This window comes from Nodosilinea sp. LEGE 06152, from assembly GCF_015207525.1.
Taxonomy (GTDB): domain Bacteria; phylum Cyanobacteriota; class Cyanobacteriia; order Phormidesmidales; family Phormidesmidaceae; genus Nodosilinea.
Genome location: NZ_JADEWR010000021.1, coordinates 1 through 19,527, shown reverse-complemented (window position 1 = coordinate 19,527; position 19,527 = coordinate 1). Strand labels below are relative to the sequence as shown.

At 59.8% G+C, this 19,527-nt stretch carries 9 protein-coding genes; 5 read left to right on the top strand and 4 right to left on the bottom strand.

From position 1 onward, the window contains the following. Positions 1–131: 131 nt before the first annotated feature. The 4 genes from IQ265_RS22800 to IQ265_RS22785 all read left to right on the top strand — a co-directional run bounded on the left by IQ265_RS22800 (position 132) and on the right by IQ265_RS22785 (position 15,505). Positions 132–596 carry a carboxypeptidase-like regulatory domain-containing protein gene (locus IQ265_RS22800; protein ID WP_194057869.1) on the top strand — a complete coding sequence of 155 codons (465 nt, stop codon included), beginning with the start codon at positions 132–134 and terminating at the stop codon, positions 594–596. A gap of 325 nt (positions 597–921) precedes the next feature. Continuing rightward, the gene (locus tag IQ265_RS22795; protein ID WP_194057868.1) at positions 922–12,363 is read left to right on the top strand and encodes a LamG domain-containing protein; all 11,442 of its coding nucleotides are present in this window, start codon (positions 922–924) and stop codon (positions 12,361–12,363) included. A gap of 395 nt (positions 12,364–12,758) precedes the next feature. Next, positions 12,759–13,799, top strand: a complete 1,041-nt coding sequence (locus IQ265_RS22790) for a fatty acid desaturase (RefSeq protein ID WP_194057867.1) — start codon at positions 12,759–12,761, stop codon at positions 13,797–13,799. 173 nt (positions 13,800–13,972) lie between these two features. Beyond that, positions 13,973–15,505 (top strand): DUF3747 domain-containing protein, encoded by a 1,533-nt coding sequence (locus tag IQ265_RS22785; protein ID WP_228038333.1) that lies wholly within the window; start codon positions 13,973–13,975, stop codon positions 15,503–15,505. Between the two features lie 123 nt (positions 15,506–15,628). Here IQ265_RS22785 and IQ265_RS22780 read toward each other — a convergent pair. From IQ265_RS22780 to IQ265_RS22765, 4 genes are all read right to left on the bottom strand, one after another. After that, a protein-coding gene (locus tag IQ265_RS22780) for an IS1 family transposase (RefSeq protein WP_194057866.1) occupies positions 15,629–16,331 on the bottom strand; the annotation gives its coding sequence in 2 pieces (ribosomal slippage) (positions 15,629–15,997 and positions 15,999–16,331; 702 coding nt in all). A gap of 16 nt (positions 16,332–16,347) precedes the next feature. Continuing rightward, on the bottom strand, positions 16,348–16,932 hold the full coding sequence (locus IQ265_RS22775) for a Uma2 family endonuclease (RefSeq protein ID WP_194057865.1): 585 nt from the start codon (positions 16,930–16,932) through the stop codon (positions 16,348–16,350). 95 nt (positions 16,933–17,027) lie between these two features. Then, positions 17,028–17,666, bottom strand: coding sequence for a cold shock domain-containing protein (locus tag IQ265_RS22770; protein WP_194057864.1), 639 nt, complete (start codon positions 17,664–17,666; stop codon positions 17,028–17,030). A gap of 137 nt (positions 17,667–17,803) precedes the next feature. Further along, positions 17,804–18,460 (bottom strand): LysE family transporter, encoded by a 657-nt coding sequence (locus IQ265_RS22765; RefSeq protein WP_194057863.1) that lies wholly within the window; start codon positions 18,458–18,460, stop codon positions 17,804–17,806. A gap of 70 nt (positions 18,461–18,530) precedes the next feature. Between IQ265_RS22765 and rsmA the strand changes: the two genes are divergently transcribed. Next, complete coding sequence (gene rsmA, locus IQ265_RS22760) at positions 18,531–19,370, top strand: 16S rRNA (adenine(1518)-N(6)/adenine(1519)-N(6))-dimethyltransferase RsmA (protein ID WP_194057862.1); 840 nt, start codon at positions 18,531–18,533, stop codon at positions 19,368–19,370. The last annotated feature ends 157 nt before the right edge of the window (positions 19,371–19,527 follow it).

Sequence of the window (19,527 nt, the reverse complement as noted above, 5' to 3'; positions counted from 1 at the left end):
AAAGGCGTTCACCCATCGTTTCCACAGTGTAATGCGGTTGATCACTAGGGCTGAACCGTTACACCTCGGCTCAGCGCCGGGCAACTCTCGCTACAATAAAGCCACATAGAATATTACGGATCGCTTGTGCTATGAAACGGTTGCTTGTTGCGTTGGTCATGTGTTTGGCTCTGGTGGGGTTTCCGGCCCAGGCAAGCGCACATCAGGTTGAAACCTTTTACACCCTCGACAATCAGCTTGAGTTTCAGTCGCAGTTCAGTTCGGGCGAGCCGTTTGTGGGCGCAACGGTCAGCATTTACGCCCCCAACAACCCCGACCAGCCCTGGATGACGACCACCACCGACAGCGAGGGGCGCTTTGCCTTTGTGCCCGATGAGTCGATACCAGGCGATTGGGAAGTGGCGATCGAAGACGACACCCGTAGCCACGCCGACTACTGGACCGTGCCCGTGGGCGATAAGGGCATTATCTACGACGCCATTAGCCTCGACTCAACCGAAGATGTGCACTACCGCGCCGCCGCTGCCTTTATGCCGCTGGTCTTTTCGATTGGTGGAGCACTGGCCTGGCTAGGGTTTACCCGCCGCCGTCGTTAATTGAACGTTGAAGTTTTAATTCATCCCTGCGTTCAGTACCCCCAATTGAATCAGTCCCTAAGAAACCTCCGGTAGCCCCATTGTGGACTGCCGGAGGTTTCTAGTTTTGGGATGCTGGCCAGCCCGGCTAGGCGATGTGTCACTCAACGGGACTGTCACAATCATCCTCGCTGGTGAGAGCGATCACCAAAACCATCCCGCAGCTATCGGCATTCTCCCTGTAGTTCTCTCTGCGTTCCCCCTAACGACCTAGGGAGAGTAACCCAGCGCTTCGCCTTGGTTTGCTCTCTGCCAAACGTTATAACCCCCTCCAGGAGAACCTTTCATGACTGTTCAAGCCCCCGTTTTAGACAGCTTCATTAAGCGCTACAGCGATCGCAACTACAAGTACCCTGTGCTGGTACGCCATCAGGGCAGCGTAATTGCCATGGCTATGGATGACCAGCGCCGCATCTATTACTCTGTGCTCAACCTCAACGGCCAAGGCAATTCCCTCGATGTGACCGGCTGGGCCGACCAGCCTCAGGAGCTGGAGTTTCCCAAAGAAATTGCCGAAGTGGGCTTTGGCGTGGCCGACCAGCTGCTGCTGCCGACCGTGAAAAAGGGCAGCCGCGACCCGGTAGACCCCGGCGTGGTCGTAGCCGATAACGAAGAGGACAAGTTTCTCTCTAGAACCGCGCGGTTGACGGCGGATGCCCCGTTTCAAGCGATGTCGGACGGGCGGTTTGTGTACGTGTTTCGCCAGGCGATCGCGGCCAACCACCCCGACCGCATTACAGTGGAAGGCCCCAAGCAGCAAAAAATTCCTATCGTCGACTCGACCCTGCTGGTCGATCGCTTTGTGCTGTCGGGGGCCTCGGGTGCGGCTCAGGCCGGAGAAGCCGCCCCGGTGCCACAGCTCAAGCTCAATCTAGAGGTGCGCTTTCGCCGCAGCCGCAGCAAAACCCGGCCCCAGAGCACCAAAGACAGCCTGGGCGCGCGCGACATGCAGGATCAGCCCTTCTTTGAGCCCACCCAGGAACTGTCGTTCATTCGCAATTTGCAGAATGGGCGGTTTTCGATCGTGCTGCTGCCCACCAACATTGCTGAGGTGATGCGCTGGCAAATCTTTGCCTACAACGCCGCTACGGGCCTGATCGACACCTACAACGTGGAGCGCTCGGCGGAGGGGTTGTTTAACACTCGCGGCACCCAAGCCACCACCACCAGCGGTGCCGCCGAGACAGCGCTGGACTTTAGCCAGGATGGCGATCATGTTGTCTTTGCCCCAGGGGTGTTGCTGGGCCAGGGCTTTAGCCAGGAAGCGTGGATTTTTCCTCGCGTGAGTGCCCCCGAACCCGGCATCGAGCTAGAGCAGGCGCTGCTGGGAGGCGACGACAAGACCGCCGCCGCGCCGCCCTCAATCTGGATTGTGGAGAACCGGCGGGTGCGGGTGGGCTTTGGCGATGGTACCGAGTTCCACTCGTTCATCACCGAAGAGGTGCTGCGATCGAACCAGTGGAATCATCTGGCGGTGGTGTTCCGCGACGGCACCGACGATGGCGGCTATCACCTCTACGTCAATGGCCTTCCTGTCGAGGTGCAGGCTGAGGGCACAGCCAGCTTTGGCAAACAGCCGGGGAATGCCCCCGTTCGCTTGATTGGAGCACCCAGGCGCAGCTTTTTGGGGCTAGTTGACGAAATTCGGCTGTGGAAACGGCCCCGCTCGGAGCGGGAGATTCGCAGCGATCGCGGCCTGCGCTTGACCGGGCACGAGCTGGGGCTGGCGGCCTACTGGCGGCTCGACGAGGGGCCAAGCCAGGGCATTCTCGACCAAACCGGCAACCACGCCCCCGCTGCGCTCAGCGCCGACTTTGCCACCCGCGCCTGGGTCGTATCTGACGCGCCAATTGGCGAAAATGCTGGCATTAGCCGCGACAGCTTTCAGGTTGAGGGCCGCACCATTGCATCGGGCATTGCCTCGCTGCTGTACTTTCAGCAGGAGGAAGCCCGCAGCGGCTACGACCAGCAGGCCAAGCCCATGCGCCAGGGAGCGCGAGTGATGCTGGCGGTGGCGACTCAGGCCGCTGGCGGCGAGCACAACGAGATTGCCACCCTCGACTTTGGCGTTTCCGCCAGCGGCAGACTGGCGAAAGTACCCGACAACCTGGCCCTCAAGCCTGTGGCGGTAGAGCGCCAGGGCAACCCGGTGGATGTCAGCGCAGAACAGGCCCAGATTCAGACCATTCAGCAGCTGGTAGACCAAAAGCTGAGCGCCGACGATACGGCCGATGTGAGTGCCGAGCTGGCCCAGATCGATGCGCTGCAGGCCACCATTACCCAAAAGCAGCAGGCCGCCCGCACCATCGATGTCAACGCTGAGCTAGCGCGCATTCAGACCCTGCAGGGGGCGATCACCCAAAAGACCCAGCGAGCCAACACCCTGGGCACGGAGATCGACTATCTCAACCAAATGTTTGCGATTGTGGATGACGCGATCGCCGCCGCCGGCCCGACCAGTGCCAACCGCCGTATCGCTAGCAGCGTGCCCTCGGGCAGCCTGAACGACCTCAACCTGCTGGCCAAGCTCAACCGCCTGCGCGAGCTGCGCGACCTGCAGGCCAACGGCCAGCGCGACCAGCAGCAGCTCGAAGATTTTCTGAGCAACGCCCAGGTTACCCTCTACGAGCACGCTAACTTTGGCGGTCGCGCTGTCTCCTTTGGGCTCAATGCCGGCTCACCACGGTTTGTCGGCTATACCCAGCTCAACCAGCACAGCTTCAACGACCGGATCAGCAGCATCAGAATCTCTACCTTTGTGCGGGTAGATCGGGGGCGGCGGCTGTCGATTCCGGCCCTGCAGGTGACGGCTTACCAGCACGCCAACCGCAACAATGGCCAAGACAAGGGGTTTGCCGAACCGTTTACCGAAACCACCGATTTTGTCGGTGGCGACTACAACGATCGCATCTCCAGTCTAGATATCTCTGAAAACAAAGACTTTCGTACCCATTGCGAAGCGCTGCAGAAATCGCTCGACTCCCTGGCTATCGACCTCGCCACTCTGCTGGGCGAGCTGACCACCATTCGCGCCAATATCGACACGCTGCGTGCCGACCTAGACCGCCAGCGGCGACAGCTAGAGCAGGCCGTAACCAGCGATCGCACCACCCTGGCCGCCCTGCAAACTCTTCTAAACAAAGGCTTTGCCGCTGCCATGTCGGTGGTGCACAGCGATGCCAGCGGCCTATCGATCGCGGGCGGGCTGCTGGCCTTTGCCTGGTCAGACGATACCCCGCTGCTGTTTGACAGCGCCGTGGGCAACGTGGCGATGTACTTTAGAGGTGCCGACGACCAGTTCTTTGTTGCCTACTACAAAACCCTCACCCAGCGGGCTCGCTACACCCTCAACGACGCCCTGGGGGCAGAAGCCGTGGTTGGTTTTGCCCGCTCCACCGAGGCCGAAATGGACCGCATTCGCGTGGATGTCGCTGACTCCGAAACCGCCTTTACCTGTACCGTTACCCTAACGATGAAAGCGGGCGATCAAACCATTGAGGAAACCTGGCGGCAGGTGCCGCGGCATCCCCAGGGCTTTGCCAAGGTGCTGAATGGGCTGGCGGGCGATCGCACCTTTGTCGGTCGCGGCAAACTCACCGTCACCGCAGGTCGGGCCGAAACCGTGACGGTAGCCGGGGGCATTCACCGCTCGCTGCCCGCTGGGTCTACCCTGTTCATTGGCGACCTCAAGGCTACTCTCACCGCTGGCGTAGATCAGGGGAAAACGGAGCTGAGCATTCGCGCCGCTGGATTGGCCAATCCCGGCCCCGAGCCGCTGCCGATCTTCTTTCTGGAGTATGACTACGAGGTGCAGGCCAGCACCACCCAGGCCGGTGTCGATTTGTCCTCGGGTTCGCGGCTATTGGCCTTTATTGCCAACGGGGCCGGACAGGGGGTAAAGAACGGCACCGTGCGCAGCGGCATTACACTCACCAGCCGCTGGGTGGCCGAAGCTCCGGGTCACACCTACGCCTTCAATGGCAAGGATAGCTACGCCCGGCTAGAAGCTGATACCCCCGCCGCATTTGGCCAGCAGCTGCGCCAGCTCTCGCCCAAGGATGATCTCACCCTCGAAGCCTGGGTGCGGCCCGGCCAAATTGCCGAGGCCAACCTGCGATCGCGGGTTCTGCACTACCAGCCCCAGCCCAGTACTACCGGCACCCCCTACCTGCTGGGCCTCAAGCGCGAGGAGTTGAGTACCGCCATTCAGCTCAACGGCAGCACTGATGTCGTTCACATTCGCGCCGCTGACCACCTCAACTTTGCCGGGGTAATTACCCTAGAGGCCTGGGTCAAACCCGCCAAGGACGAAAACAACGGCAACATCATCGTGCACGGCAACGCCGACGGCGACCAGGTTTACCTGCGGCTCAATAACGGTCGCTATGAGGCTGGCTGTCAAAGCACCAGCAGCGTTCATCAGGTTTCTGTGGTCATGCCCGCCGCCGATCGCACCGGGGCAGCCTGGGTGCACCTGGCCGGGGTTTACGACGGCAGCCACTGGCGGCTGTATCGCAACGGCATTGCCATTGGCGAGCAGGCCGCAACGGTGGGGGCCATTCAGGTTGCAGCAGATTGGGGACTGGGGTCTCACCCGGCCATCAGCAGCCGCATTTTGAGCGGCGCGATCGCCGAAGCCCGAGTCTGGAAGCGGGGCCGCACCCAGAGCGACATCGCCGCCGACATGGCTCGCGAGATCAGCGGCAACGAAACCGACCTGGTAGCCTGCTGGCGCTTTGACGACTTTGGCAACCGGCGAGCCACCGACCACTCTCGCTTTGGCCATCACGGCACCCTGGTGGGCAACCCCCAGGCGATCGAGTCGCCCATGCCCGCCTACTCGGTATTTGCCGGAGTGGGCGAGCAGCTGGTGCAGGCCTCGCAAAAAATTGCGGCAGGCAACTGGAACCACCTGGCCGTGGCGTTTAACCAGTCCTACGGGGTGCGGCTCGACGGCCAGTCCACCACGTTTTTAGATGCGGGTAAAGATCTCACCCTCGACCTCAACCGCGACCTCACGCTGGAGGTGGCCTTTAAGGTCAACGACCTGAGCCAGCCCCGCGCCCTGCTCACCAAGGGCAAAATCAGCACCGCCGAAGACCCCGAGCAGCACGTGCCCTACGCCCTGTACCTCAACCCCGCCGGGCGCGCCGTCTTCGCCTTTGAGGATGTCAAGGGCAACAAGCACCTGTTTGTCTCCGAGCCGATCGCTCGCCCCACCGAGTTCCACACCGTCACCGTGACCCGCAAGCGCCACAGCATTACCAGCCCGGTGCGCAACAACGACGACCAGCAAACGGGGGTCGATGTGGTGTCTTGGGACGTGATTCAGTTCTTTGTGGATGGCCAGGCCAACACCCCCGGCGGTCGACCCTACGGCCTGTTTGAGTACAAAAAAACGGGCAGCGACACCAGCGGCAAACCCCGAGTAGAAGACAGCCGTAATGAGGACAGCCCCAGCCCCGGCTTCAATGCCGGACAGCCCCAGCAGCCAGTGGATATTGGCAGCAGCAATGCGCCCCTGGAGTTTGGCTCGGGCTTTGCCCTGGCCTCCCTGCGCCACGGCGGCAGCGACTTAGACAGCATTAACGGGGTAGCGCTATCGTTCTCGGCTTTGCTGGTTCGCAGTGGCAAGCTGTTTGCACCCCAGCAGGCGGTTTTGATTGCCCAGGCCGCCGGTATCGAGGCCAGCGCCGCCGAGCTAGAGCGAGACGCCAACCGGCTGACGCAGACCCGCCGAGTGTTTGAGAACGGGCAGGCGATCGCGCCCCTAGACGGCACCCTGGCCGAAATTCGCCTCTGGAATTTGGCTCTAGAAGCGGGCAGCCTCAAGCCCACGATTCAGGGCGGCGAAAAAGGGCTGCTCTCCTGGTGGCAGTTTGAAGAGGCGGAAGGTACCCTCGCCTTTGACTCGAAGGGCGGCAGCCATGCCCGCTTTAAAGGCGGCGTGCAGTGGGTCAAAGACCCCAACCCCAGCGGGTCGCAGCTGGTGCTATACCGTAACGGGCAGCTAATGGCCAGCGAACTGGTGCCAGCGGGCGACCGCGCCGCCCTGCTCGCCACCGAGGCCCAGTTCACCCTGGGCGGCCTTCAGCGCGGTGGTCAAATTCAAGAATGCTTCCAGGGCGAGCTAGAAGAAGTGCGCATCTGGCGCACCGCCCGCACTCTAGAGCAGGTTCAAGACAATCTGTTCCGCCGCCTGCTGGGCGAAAACGAGCAGTTCCTCGACAACCGCGAAGACCTGATTGCCTACTACCCCTTCGACACAAATCAGCCCGATGTTCTGGCCGACTACTCCCTGCTAAACAATAAGCTGGTGACCCACGGCACCGAGTTTGTGCTCTCCACCGCCCCCATTGGCGAAGACACACCCCAGGTGCGCAGCGCTCTAGCCGGGGTGAGAACGCCCTTCAGCGATCGCCTCCAGAGCCCGCCTGCCGTGCAGGAGTACGGTGACCTGCAAACCGATGTCGATGGCAACCTGTTCGGCATCTACAAGCGCTGCTACGGCCTGATCAAAGACGGCCAGTGGGAGCTAATCACCGGGTTTAAGGTGGGTGAACTGGTGACCGAGTGGGTCGGTCAGGTGCAGTTTGCCCCACAGCTAATTGGCTTTATTGAAGGGGCACCGCCGGTTCCTGGCGAAAACCTTACCAGCACCAGCGTCGTGCTGGGCGAATTTGCCGACTACAACGGGGCCAGCTCTGTGGAGCTGAAGCAGGCCAGCAAAACCAACTTCACCTTCTCAGCCGAGAAAGAAAACGGCTTTGACTCTACCTTTGAGCTGACAGCCGGGCTACTTACCAAGATCAAGACTGCCGCTGGCATTGGCCTGGTGGTCGATTCCACCGATACCGATGGCTCCTTTGGTCTCAGGGCCAAATTTGAGCATTCCCTGGGCTGGCTCAGCGCTGGCAGCACCAGCCTGGAACTAGCCAACAGCCTCTCCAGCAAGCAGCAGCTCCAGGGCTTTGTCGAACCCCCCAACGCAGTGGCCTTTGGCGATGTCGGTCGTCGGTTTGTGCCAGAAAACATGGGCTTTGCCCTGGTGCAGTCGCAAACCGCCGACGTGTTTGCCCTCAGGCTCAAGCACAACAGCGCCCTGGTGTCGTACCAAATGCGCCCCAACCCCGACATTCCGCCCGATCGCAATATCATTAACTTCCCCCTCAACCCGCAGTACACCAAGCAGGGCACCCTCGACGGCAAAGTCGGCTTCACGCCAGACCCCGCCTACCCCAACGCCCTCACCTACAGCAACGACAGCAGCTTCTATAAGCCGGTCGAAGCCTTTGCCCTCAAGCAGCGCATCCAGCGCGAAGAGGAGCGGGTGCGGGCCTACTACGACCAGTACGATGCGAGTGCGGTGGGTCGTCGCCAAAACGTCTTATTTGACCAAAAGGGCGACCTGGGCAGTGAGGAAGTCCTCGACAACCTGCCACGGCTGGAGAAGCGCAACCTGGCCAACACCTACGTTTGGACCGCCGATGGCGGCCTGTTTGCCGAAACCCAGGAAACCATGGATGTCGTGCAGGAGAGCTACGGCGGCTCCTACGCCTTTAAGGGCTTGGCCGGAGCCTTCGCTGACCTCAGCGTGGCGATCGGCGGCGTGGGCTTTAAGTTCGGCTTTGAGGCGTTGTTTGGCGGTCGGCTGAATGTGCAGGCCAACAAGAGCGTGCAGTCTGAGAATGCCTTCTCGGTCGATGTTAGCGTCGACAATGTAGAGCGCGATGTCTTTCTGCGCGATGCAGCAGGGAATGTGCTGTTCGACAACAGCAACCCCCTCACTCCCAAGGCTCTGCGCCATCCTGGCCGGGTCGATGCCTATCGGTTTATGACCTTTTATCTAGAGCCCCAGGCCGACCACTTCGACCACTTCTTTAGTCAGGTGGTTGACCCGATCTGGCTAGAGCAAAGCACCGACGCCAACGCCCTGGCCCTGCGCGGCCTGCGCGACGCCAACAAAGGCCCCGGCACCAAGCCTCCCTGCTGGCGCATTTTCCACCGGGTTACCTTTATCAGCCGGGTGCTGCCCCCAATCGGCAGCACTAAGCCCTTACCGGCGCTAGAGGCCAAGATGCGGGAGCTGAGCATCGACAGCAACTTTGAGCTGATCAAGCGGCTCGACCCCTTTGTGGCCGACAAGGTTGACGACTTTGGCGAATTTTCGCAGGCGGTGCACGACACCATTGCCACCTTTATGCCGGAGCTGCAACCCCACGCGGCTACCATTACCGAATTTATGCGGCTGTTCTACGGCGTTAGCGAAACCACCAGCCTGCCCGACAGCCCCGAACTCACCGCTCTGCTAGAGGGCGAGCGCGCCCCCAACGCTGCCCCCGTGGTGCGAGTGGGCCGCAGCCAAACCCTGCGCCTCGAGGATGAGGCGGTGCAGGCTACCCTGCCCGGTTCGGTGGCCGACGATCGCCTCGCGTCCGACGCCATCTTCGTCACCTGGGCGGTAGAGTCGCAGCCCGCTGGGGCCACCGTCAGCTTTGTCGATCGCCACAGCCCGGTTGCGATCGCCAGCTTCAGCGACATTGGCCGCTACCGGCTCAGCCTCACCGCCAGCGATGGCACCCTGTCTACAACCGAAACCCTCAACGTTTTGGTTAACCAATCGCCGCTGGTGCGTGCTGGAAATGACCAGGAAATTGGCTTTCGCCAGCCCCTGGAGCTGCTGGGCGAGCTGGTGCGGGATGGGCGGGGCGATACGACCACCCAAGCCCTGACCACCCGTTGGGAAGCGATCAGCGGCCCCGGCATTGTCACCTTCTACGATGAAGATGCCCTGCGCACTGACGCCACCTTCACCGCCAGCGGCGTCTACCTGCTGCGCCTGACGGCAGAGACGATCACCGCTAGCGGTGTGCTCAGCCACAGCGACGACCTCCAGGTGTTTGTAGGGGCACGCATTAACCGCGGCCTGCTCAGCCTGTACAGCTTCGCTGACAGTTTGGCCAACGGGGGCAACACCGTACGCGATGTCGCTGGTGTTGGGGTGCCGGTGGATCTGGCGATCGCCGGTCAACCCACACCGCTCACAGTACAGGGCGAAACTACCCCCTTTGCCCTGGCGCTCAAGGAACCCGCTCGCCTGACCAGCGCCAGCACCAGCCGCCTGATTGGCGCTATCAAAGCCAGCGGCGAGTTTACCCTGGAGGCCTGGATCAACCCATCGCAGGCAAACCAGCCCGGCCTGGGGCGCATTCTCACCCTGTCGAGTGGGGCCAGTGCCCGCAACCTGATCTTGGGTCAGACCGGCAGCCAAATTCACGTTGGGGTGCGCACCAGCGAGACGAATGGAAATGCCAGCGATCGCGCTCTAGCGGGCGGTACCCTCACCCCCGGCACCCTCACCCACGTGGTCTGCACCCGCGAAGCCAGCGGTCAAACCCGCCTTTACATCAACGGTAAGGTAGTGGCCCAGCGAGCGATCGGCGGTAGCTTGGCCAACTGGGACGACAGCTTTGCCCTATCGCTGGGCAATGAGCTGGGCGATCCCCTGAGTCAAGAGCGCGCCTGGCTGGGCGACTTTCACCTAGTGGCCCTCTACAGCAGCGCCCTCACCGCCGCCGAAATTGCCACCAACTTTGAGGTGGGTGCCGACGCCAACCTGGCCCCGGTGATCTCTGCCGGTACCGACCAGGTGGTCACCTTCCCCGGCCCCCTCTTGCTCAGGGGAACTGCGGTCGACGACCAACTGCTCAACAGCGATCTCTCGGTGCTGTGGAGCCAGCCCAGCGGCCCCGCCCCGGTCGCCTTTAGCGACCCAGCTAGCCTGGAGCCAACGGTTAGCTTTACCGCCCCCGGCACCACCGACCACGACGGTAAACCCTTCAAAGTAGCGGGCGTCTATACCCTGCGCCTAACGGTGGGCGACGAGGCCCAGTCCATTAGCGATGAGGTGCAGGTTATCCTCAACCACGCGCCAATTATCACCGCTGCCGACACGCTCGTCGTGCAGTTGCCCAATCGGGCACAGCTAACGGCTGAGGTACAAAGCGGTCTAGGCAATCCTCAGCAGGGACGTCTCACCCTGCTCTGGAGTCAGCTCAGCGGGCCTGGCACGGTTTCCTTTGGCGATCGCACCCTGGCCAACACCACCGCGCAGTTCTCCGAAAGCGGCACCTACGTGCTGCGACTGACCGCCAACAACGGGCTGCTGTCCACCGTGGCCGATATTACCGTTCACGCCAACAAAGCTCCCACCATCCGGGCCAGTGCTGATCCCCTGGTCAACCTGCCCGCCCCCGCTGCGCTCCAGGGTGACATAGTCGATACCGGTCTGGCCGATCCGGCGGGTACCTTAACCGCCAAGTGGAGCCTGGTCAGTGGCCCTGAACCGGTTGACTTTGGCGATGAGGAGGCTCCCACCACTACCGTCACCTTCCGCACCAGCGGCGAGTACGTTCTGCGGCTCACCGTTAGCAACGGAGAACTCGCCGCCAGCCGCGAGGTGGCCATCACCGCCAACCAGGCTCCGGTGGTCGACGCCGGACTCGATCAGAGTATCGACTTTCCAGCTCTGGCCGAACTCGATGGCACCGTCAGTGACGACGGCTTCCCCCTGCAGCCCGGTCGTGTGGCCCTCACCTGGAGTCGGGTCAGCGGCCCCGGCACGGTCACCTTTGCCAATGCCACCAGCGATATCACCACGGCCCGGTTCTCCCAGGGCGGCGAGTACGTGCTGCGGCTAACGGCAAACGACGGCGCGATCGCCACCCACGACGACGTCACCATTCGGGTGAACCAGCCCCCCGTAGTCGATGCGGGGGCCGACCAGGTGCTAAGTCTACCCGTCGCCACCGATGGCTCAACGCCCAAGGCGATCGCCACTCTGTCAGGCACTGTGCAAGACGACGGCCTTCCCGCTGGCAGCCCGACTCTGCTCTGGAAACAGCTCAGTGGCCCTACCTCGGCGGTGCTTAAGAATGTCAAGAAGGCCACCGCCCAGGCTGAGTTCTCCCAGGCGGGCACCTACGTGCTGGAGCTGAGCGCCAGCGACGGACGGCTGACCGGGCGCGACACCGTTCGGGTCATCGTCTCCCAGCGGGTGGTGACCGGCATTCAAGCCCTCTACGATTTCCGGGAGGGCACCGGCAACGCCATCCGCGACCAGTCCGGGCTGCAGCCAGCGCTGGATCTAACTCTGGTGAATGGCGCGATCGCGCGGCTACCCCAGAGCCAGGGTATTGCCCTGCAGCAGCCTAGTCTGCTGGCCACCAGTGGCCCCGCCACCCGGCTTAGTCAGGCCATTCAGCGCAGCCAGTCCCTAACGGTAGAAGCCTGGGTTAAACCTGCCCAGGTAACCTACAGCCAGCTGCCAGCGCGGATTGTCACCCTCTCAGCCAATACCGACAACCGCAACGTCACCCTGGGGCAGGGCAATAATAAGTATGTGACCCGCCTGCGCACCACCACGACGAGGAGCAATGGCGATGCCAAGGTGCTAGAAGCGGGTCAGGTCAGCCTCAACCAGCTCACCCATTTGGTCTACACCCGCGATCGCGCTGGCGTTGCCACCTTCTATATCAACGGGCAACCGCAGCAGAGCGCTGCCATCGACGGCGATCTGTCTAACTGGGATGCGGCCTTTCGCCTAGCGTTAGGTAATGAGCTGACGGGCGATCGCCCCTGGCTGGGTGAGTACCACCTGGTCGCCATCTACAACCGCGCCCTGAGTGGAGAGGAGGTCGGCCAAAACTTCGCCGCCAGCCTCGCGTAGACCCTCGCGGATAGCTCTCGCACAGGTTCGTAAAGACCGGGKTTCTGCAGCGATGCCTCTGGGCACCCTCGCAGAAACCCGGTTTTTTGTGTGCTGATGCTACAAATTGAGGTTTATTTTGCAAAAATTCGGGATAAAGCTCTGGACGCACCTAGCAAGCAAAACCCAGCATGATATGATTGTTAAGGAATTATAAGCGTCCCTATGGGCCAGTCTTTGCTCCATTAAGCTGTTTGCAGCGGTTATCTAAGTTTTTGAGCTAGTTCGGCTTGTTGATATCTCGATTTTGCAATCAAGCTTAGGCTCTGTTCAGTTCCCTTCGGGGTGAACAGATTTTTTTTGGGCAAATAGTCCAGCCCCGATGTTCGCACGTTAACTTTTCTGGAGACTATTCCTTGACTGCAATTTTTGAGCCTTCCGCTAGAGCCGCGGATACAAATCCGTATGACGACCTGACTCTAAAGCAGGTTATTCAAACTATTCCTAAAGCCTATTTTCAAAAAGACCCCCGCAAAGCGTGGACTGCAGTGCTGCTCAGCGTCGGGGCTGTAGCCCTGAGTTACGTTGCGATCGCCTTCTCCCCCTGGTTTCTACTGCCCGTAGCCTGGTTTGTGACGGGCACGGCGCTAACTGGCTTTTTTGTGATTGGCCACGACTGCGGCCACCGCTCCTTTGCCAACCGCCGCTGGGTCAACAACTGGCTGGGGCACATCATGTTTCTGCCGCTGCTCTACCCGTTCCACAGCTGGCGGCTGCTCCACGACATTCACCACCGCCACACCAACAACATGGAGATTGACAACGCCTGGGCTCCCTGGAGCAAGGAGGAATACTCTGGCGCTGGCGGCTTCTTGCGGGCAGTTTATCAGGCTATGCGGGGCTGGCTGTGGTGGCTGGCATCGGTGGCTCACTGGGGAGCGCTGCACTTTGACCTGCGCAACTTTGAACCCCGCGACCATGCCAAGGTAATGCGCTCGATTGCAGCGGTAGCGATTTTTGCGGCGGTGTTTTTCCCTACTCTATTCTACTTCGCTGGCCCCTGGGGCGTGGTGAAGTACTGGCTAATGCCCTGGCTGGGCTACCACTTCTGGATGAGCACCTTTACCCTGGTGCACCACACCATTCCCGAAATTCAGTTCCACTACGATGACACCTGGAACGAAGCCGAAGCACAGCTCTCCGGCACCCTGCACTGTGACTACCCGAAGTGGATTGAAGTGCTGTGCCACGATATCAACGTCCATGTTCCCCACCATATCTCAGTGGGTATACCGTCCTACAACCTGCGGCCTGCCTACGCAGCGCTGAAAGAAAACTGGGCTCCACTGATGAAAGAGACCACGTTCTCCCTCGATCTGATGCGGACAATTACGGGGCGCTGTCATATCTATCACCCCGAGCAGGCTTACCAAACCTTCCAAGATTTGAACCGCTAACGCATCCTCCAAAAGTAGCTCTAGGGGCGATTTAGCCCCCGCCACCGGCCTGGGTCTCCTAGGCCGGTTTTGTCTTCGTTAAGGCCTTCGGTAAGGACAATTGGTAAACTGCGACACGTTGCTTGCGCAATTTGCCCTTGCCATCGCCACAATCGTGAGTAGCATTAGGAGTCTTGCCAGCGCTAGACCCCGATCGCTACTCCACTCCTCACACCGCTACACCAACCGCTATGGCCCTGCTGTCTCGTCCACTGAACACGCTACTCACGACCGCTGCCGTAGTGCTGGCGGGGCTGGCTGCCGCCCCCGTCGCCAGGGCACAACAGTTTGAGCAGCAGCCCATCGACCCCAGCCTGGCCGTGGCGATCGCTACTCCCGTGCGCGACGGGGCCTTTTATAACCTAATGATTTTGGAGCAGGTTCCTAACCAGCGGCAGTGCTGGCAGGAGCAAAACCAGGGGAGTGGGCCAGTGGCAATCGACCCGCTGCTGCTCAATTTTGACTTTACTGGAGCCTGCGATCGCAAGACCGACGGCAACGGCTACTCGGTGCGCGTCAACGGCCAGGACCTGGGCGTGCACTACCGCCTGGAGGTATCGGCCCGACAGAATGATCTGGTGCTGTTTGCTCGGCCCACCCGCGATCGCAGCGCTCCACCGATCGAGATTGGCCGCACCAATGGCCGCACCAATGGGTTTCTTAAAATTCAGCTCAACCCCGGCTGGCAAATGGCTCGCCGCACCTACAACGGCCAGCCCCTTGGCCACATCTACCTCACCCACGACGCCCCGCTGGATGTGCGCCTGGCCGCTGGGGCCGCTCCGCCTCTGTCTCAAGGGGCACCAGCCCCGGCGCTGCCCACCGTACCCAGCGCCCCCATTGCCCAAACGCCGCCGCCACCCAGCGGTACTACCCCTACCGGCAACCACTTTCGCGTGGTGGTGCCCATCACTAGCCCCAACACCCTGCAACAGGTGCGGGCTGTAGAACCCGAGGCCTTTCGCACCAACGTCGATGGCCAGGATGTGGTGCAGGTGGGGCTCTTTCGCGATCAGCAGCGGGCCGACGAAGTCTATCGAGCCCTGGTTGCCGCCAGCCTGCCCGCCAAAATTCTCAGCGCTTCGGCCCCGGCGGTAGCCTCTAATCCAGTATTGCCTCCCATTCCCCAGGGGGCGACCGTGGTGGTTATCGACCCCGGCCACGGCGGGCGCGACCCTGGTGCCGTGGGCATCGGCGGCCTGCAAGAAAAGCAGATTAACACCGCCGTCTCTAACCGGGTGCAGCAGCAGCTGCAGGCCGCTGGCATTACTGTGCTCATGACCCGCAGCAGCGATGTCTTTGTGGATCTCGACGCCCGCGCCCAGTACGCCAACCGCGCCGGTGCCAGCCTGTTCGTCAGCATTCACGCCAATGCCATCAGCATGGATCGCCCTGAGGTCAATGGTTTGGAGACCTACTACTACTCCAGCGGTGAGCGGCTGGCCCGCAGCATCCACAGCGCGGTGCTGCAGAATGTCAGTATGCGCGATCGCGGTGTGCGCCAGGCCCGCTTCTACGTACTGCGCTACACCACCATGCCCTCGGTGCTGGTCGAAACCGGCTTCGTCACCGGGGCCGAAGACGCCGCCCGCTTCCGCGACCCTGCGGCAGTGAATCGCATCGCCGACGGCATCGCCCGAGGTATTTTGAACTATCTAGGTCGGTAATGAGTGGTGAACGCTAATTAGTCTTAGAAATAAACTGTCGGACTGCTTTGACCACGGTTAGATCAGTCCCAGTTCCTCGTAGCGCAACCCATGCTTGCAGTTGCTCTACCGGGCGTTGCTGAATCAAGAGATGAACCTTGACGGGACTGGCACATCGCCGAACTTGAGGTAGTGAAGTAACAAGCGAACAAAGTGAGCCAGCATTTCTACGGTCTTGGAGTAGCAGAGCGTTTTGCGGTGCAGACGGGCTAGATAGTGCCGTAATCGAGTGTTCTCTCCTTCAACCCGAGTCATATAGGTTTTGCTGACAATCTGATCGCCTGCTGGAATAAAGCTGGGATACACCGTCCATCCATCGGTGACATAGAAGTAACACTGCCAGCTGCCAACCAGGGTCCAAAGCGGTTGAAACGTCTCGGCACTATGGTCGCCTAAGACCCAACCCAAGATTCCTTTTTTGAAGTGGTCAACGGCTGTCCACAGCCAAATCTTGTTTTTTTGAGCCTACAAAGGTTTCCAACTCGTCGAGTTCGCCGACCTCTGGCGTCGTTTCAGGGGCGTAAGCATCGGGGAGGCGTTCGCCCACTTGCTTCACCCAAGTAATGACCGTCGTATGGTGCACCCCTTTGACTCGCTCTATCGCTCGAAACCCAGCGCCGTTAACGTACATCTTGAGGCATTCGCGTCTGACCTCATCCGAGTACCCTCGGTGAGGCTCATAGGCCTCAATAAACTGACGACCGCAGGCTACACAGATGTGGTTTTGTTTACCTTTCCGCTTGCCATTCTTACGGATGTGAGTGGCTCCACATTCTGGACATTGCATCGCAGATCACCCTAACTCATCTCTCAATTATGCAACGCCGCTCTACCGATACTGCGGAGAAGGCCAAACTGCTCTCCAATTCAAGGATTCGCTCGCCGCGCAAGTCTAAAATCTTGACCTGGCCGTTGCGGTAAAGCCACAGTTCTGGCACCCCAAGCATCTGGTAAATCGCCAATTTCTGATCCGATCCACCGGCGATATCCACCTCAACCGCCAGATCTGGCGATAGATCTGAGGGAATCTCAGGATTCAACCCCTGCACTAACTCGGCATTCTGAATAAAAAAGCAGCTGTCGGGTTCGATGCTCTTATCCAGGTCTTCTCGGTTCCAGGTCGCTGAACCCAAATCCACAATTTCTAACCCCAGTTCTTCCGCTAGGGCAAAGATAATTTTGCTTAGCAGCCGATTGACAATCTCATGGAGCTTACTGGGCATCCGAATCTCCAAGCTGCCATCGCTATAGGCCAAGCGAGTAGCTCGATTCTCGCCTAGCTCTGCTAGAAAAAGCTGGTAGTGCTGCCAAGTTAACCCTGACACGGTCATCGCGCTGCCGGGAGACAGCACGATTTGACTCAGGGGGGTGGCTAAGGCAACAGACATGGGCAAACAACCGCAAAAACGGCAATGTCAGGATGATAACAAGACCGCAAGTCTTGTGACGGCATCTCCCGATCTAGAAAGCCAGCAAGGTGTGGCTATCGCGGGGCTCTGCTCCAGCCCGCCGCGATCGCATCAGCCTCGGTGCAAAACCACCGCTCTCCCTCGTCGAGATGGATCTCTGTGCCCTCATAATCTTCCATGCCAGGGACGTGATACAGCTTCTTGCCAGTTGAAATCGAGATATTACCTTTGACAACGCAGCTAGGATCTATGACCGCTTCAATAGGTGTTGGAGGAGTGGTAGTCTCTGGCTGCGTAATGGATGAGGCAGGAGGATTGGTGTCCAGGCGAGTCCAGATGCTTTTATAAACAGATGGAATGGCAAAGGCTGCGACAATCACTAGGCCGACAATACCTGTGAGAGATTCAAGCCAACCCGTTTGTTTGGGCTTGCGCCTAGCGGGCCGGGGGTCGGGGTTTGGGCTGCGTTTAGTAGTTTGTTGTGGAACGGTCACGACACCTTGAATCGAGGCTCTAGCGGCACGTACCTTGCCATCAGGTTCAGCCACTTTCTCGTATAAGATCGTATCTCCGATTTGTGGACGGCGACTGGCTCTTGGCAATGCGCTGATGTGTAGGAATACGTCCTTGCCACCACCTTCGGGTTTGATAAAGCCGAAGCCTCGATCATCCTTCCAGGTTTTCAGTTGTCCTCTGTCGGAAACAGGTGCCATTCACTAGCCTCGGGCTAACCAATGTTTAGGGTTCCCAGGGCGGGCGGTCTCACTGACAGCCTTATAGAGGTTGAACTGTAGCGTTTAAACCACAGCTCACGCTTTCGTCTAACGTCGGTGTCCCGGACTGGCGTGGGCTACTCGTTTGCCTCTGCTACAGCCAAGCGCACCCCCAGCACTATGAGCGCTACCCCAGTTAAACGCTCCAGCCAGTGGGCAATGGCCAGAATATGGCGCTTGAAAATCTGCTGAGAAATCACGACGGCCACCACTGCAAACCAAACCAGTGCCACAGCCGCGACGGTTGCTCCATAAACCGCTTGCGCTACCATTGGCGTTGCAGGCTGCACAATTTGGGTAAATAGCGCCAGAAAAAAGAGCGTTGCTTTGGGATTTAGCAAATTCCCTAGAAACCCGATGCGAAACGCTGCCCAACGCCCAATATCTCGCTGCTGCTTAGTGGTTTCTGACGCGTTCACGCGGTGTCCCCAAAGGGGAATCGCCACTCGCTTAGCGGTTAAAGACTTGATGCCAATGTAGACGAGATAAGCAGCGCCAACCCATTTCAAGAGATTAAACAGCAGAATAGATTGTGAAATCACAGCGCCAATGCCAATCAAAGAATAGGTGGCATGAACCAGGTTGCCAGCGCCAACGCCGATCGCGGTAAATAGTCCTGCCCGCCGAGAGTAGGCCAGGCTATTGCGCAACGTCAGGGCAAAATCAGGGCCAGGGGTGACAACTGCCACTAAACTGACAGCAAAGACCGTTAGCCAAGCTGAGAAGAACGCCATTCTCTCTCCTTGTATGACACTTTGGGTATGACATCTGGGCGAGAGCCTACCACGGGTTGTTAATTAAATAATGTTCTCTCAACCGACTCGTAAACGCTTTGGCCAGCACTGGCTCACCGACGAAAAAGTGCTCCACCGCATGCTGGAGGCCGCCGCCGTCACCCGACAGGATACGGTGCTGGAGATTGGCCCCGGCACCGGGGCGCTGACTCGCTGGCTGCTGCCCTTGGCCAACGCGGTGATTGCCGTGGAGATCGATCGCGATTTGGTCCGCAAGCTCAACAATCAGTTTGCCAAGCACGACAACTTTCGCCTGGTGCCGAGCGATATTCTAGAGCTAGACATTGCTGCCGTCTCGCGGGACAAAAACTTTGACTTTGGCCTGCCCAACAAAGTGGTGGCTAACATTCCCTACTACATCACCGGGCCAATTTTAGAGAAGCTGCTGGGCACTCTGGCTGCGCCAAATCCAGAGCCCTACGATGCGATCGTGCTGCTGGTGCAGAAGGAAGTGGCCGAGCGGCTCTACGCCAAGCCTGGAAAGAAAGCCTTTGGGGCACTGTCGGTGCGGGTGCAGTATTTGGCCGATTGCGAGCTGGTTTGCCCGGTGCCTGCCCGTGCCTTTCAGCCGCCGCCCCAGGTCGATTCGGCAGTGGTGAAGATCACGCCGCGCCCGCCCGCGCTGCCATCGGATGATCTGGCTGGGTTCGATCGCCTGGTCAAGCTGGGGTTTGGCAGCAAGCGCAAGATGCTGCGCAACAATCTCAAGGGTGTGATCGATCGAGACCAGCTAGAGGCGATCATGATTAACTTAGGAATCGAACCCACCGCCAGAGGGGAAGATCTCAGTGTTGAGCAGTGGGTGGCGCTGAGTAATACAATCCTGAAGCAGTCGTCATCATCAGGTTAAAGGGCGCTGATTTAAGGCTGGTGGGCACTGCCCACCCTTGTATCTTAAAAAGTGTGGCAGACCGTCCCACCCTAGGTTAAGCAAACCGCGTGTAGCTTGGGTCGCCGCACCTTTAAGGATAAAACTCGAAAAATCGCCAGGAGCCTGTGACTCCGTA